Annotated in this window: 1 protein-coding gene; it reads right to left on the bottom strand. The window is 37.0% G+C overall.

The window, feature by feature from the left end; translation table 11 throughout:
- Window positions 1-132 precede the first annotated feature (132 nt).
- Window positions 133-1,179 carry a Fic family protein gene (locus tag ACFIKX_RS02850; RefSeq protein WP_375628764.1) on the bottom strand — a complete coding sequence of 349 codons (1,047 nt, stop codon included), beginning with the start codon at window positions 1,177-1,179 and terminating at the stop codon, window positions 133-135.
- Window positions 1,180-1,369: the final 190 nt, after the last annotated feature.

The raw sequence follows: 1,369 nt of genomic DNA, 5'->3' as shown, positions 1-1,369 counted from the left end.
GCCACATAGCATGGATTCTTTGTTGCGAACTTACGAACCAGATTTAGAGAGCCCCATTAAAAAGGTTGCTTAAGTAAAAAATATGCCCCTCCCCGTTCTCAAAATGGGGAGGTGGTTAAGAAGGCAATAAAATTAAGGTGCGCTATACCAAGTTGATCGTCCACCACCATGACGTATCAAAAGACCTTTTTCAACTAATGATGTAAAAGTTACTTTAAGTGTATTAGGGCTTGCACCAACCTCACGCACCATATCGCGGGTTGTAACACGTCCGTGATTACGCACATAATCAAGAATATTAAGAGCCAATTCAGATAAGGAAAAAAGAGCATTTTTTTCACTCTCTATTTTTATTTCTAATTGGCGTTTTTGTTTTTGTAGAGCACGTAAAAAAAAGAGTATCCAAGGCTCCCAATTGGGTGTTTTAGTATAAATTGTTTTTTGAGTTTGATTTAAAGCTAAGTAATAGCTTTCTTTATTATTCTCAATAATGCTTTCAAGTGATGAATATGGTACATAAACATAACCTTTTTGTAACAAAAGAAGGGTGGTTAAGATACGGCTTAAACGTCCATTTCCATCTTGAAAAGGATGAATAGCTAAAAATGTTACATTAAAAATACCAATCGTAAGTAAAGGATGAAGATCCTTTAATTCATTGGTTTTATTGAACCAAGTAATAAGCTCTTGCATTCGGTATGGTGTATCAAATGGTGTAGCTGTTTCAAAAACAATGCCAACCATTTTCCCTTGAGAATTAAATGCTGCTACATCATTGCGTAAAGTCTTATATTCACCTCGATGTCGTTGATCTTTCTCACTATTACACAAAAGATCACGATGAAGTTGTTTAATATGATTTTCAGTAATAGAAATATCACTCCAAGATTGAAAGATTGTTTCCATAACCTTGGCATAACCGATAACTTCTTGTTCATCACGACTCTTGAAACGTTTAATTTCTAAGTTTACCAAAAGCTGTTCGATTTCGCGGTCTGTTAACTTACTCCCTTCAATGCGTGTGGAAGATCCAATACTTTCAACAGTAGCAATATGACGAAGAGCGTTCAATCGCTCAGGTGCAAGAGTACCAAGGGCGCGCCATGCCCCTTTGAACTCATCAATCTCAGTAATGAGAGCCAACAATTCTTGTGTAACTTGAAGTGTATCTGTTTTCATACCGGAATATATACCCGATTATACCCGATTGTCAATCATTCGTAACACCGTAAACTCTTACTTCTTATGGCAGAGAAAAAGGCAAGGAGCAACTATGAATAAGAAAACGCGTAAGGGTCTATCGGTTCGTGCGTTTGCGAAGAAGATGGGTGTTTCACATAATGCAGTGGTTTCTCGGATAAAGACAGGT

The organism is Bartonella sp. CM86QHHN (genome assembly GCF_042194695.1).
Taxonomy (GTDB): domain Bacteria; phylum Pseudomonadota; class Alphaproteobacteria; order Rhizobiales; family Rhizobiaceae; genus Bartonella.
This window is presented reverse-complemented; position numbering and strand designations above follow the sequence as displayed.

What these genes read in the sequence shown, in the direction of transcription:
- ACFIKX_RS02850 (WP_375628764.1), bottom strand. Translation starts at nt 1,179, where the DNA reads ATGAAAACAGATACACTTCAAGTTACACAAGAATTGTTGGCTCTCATT.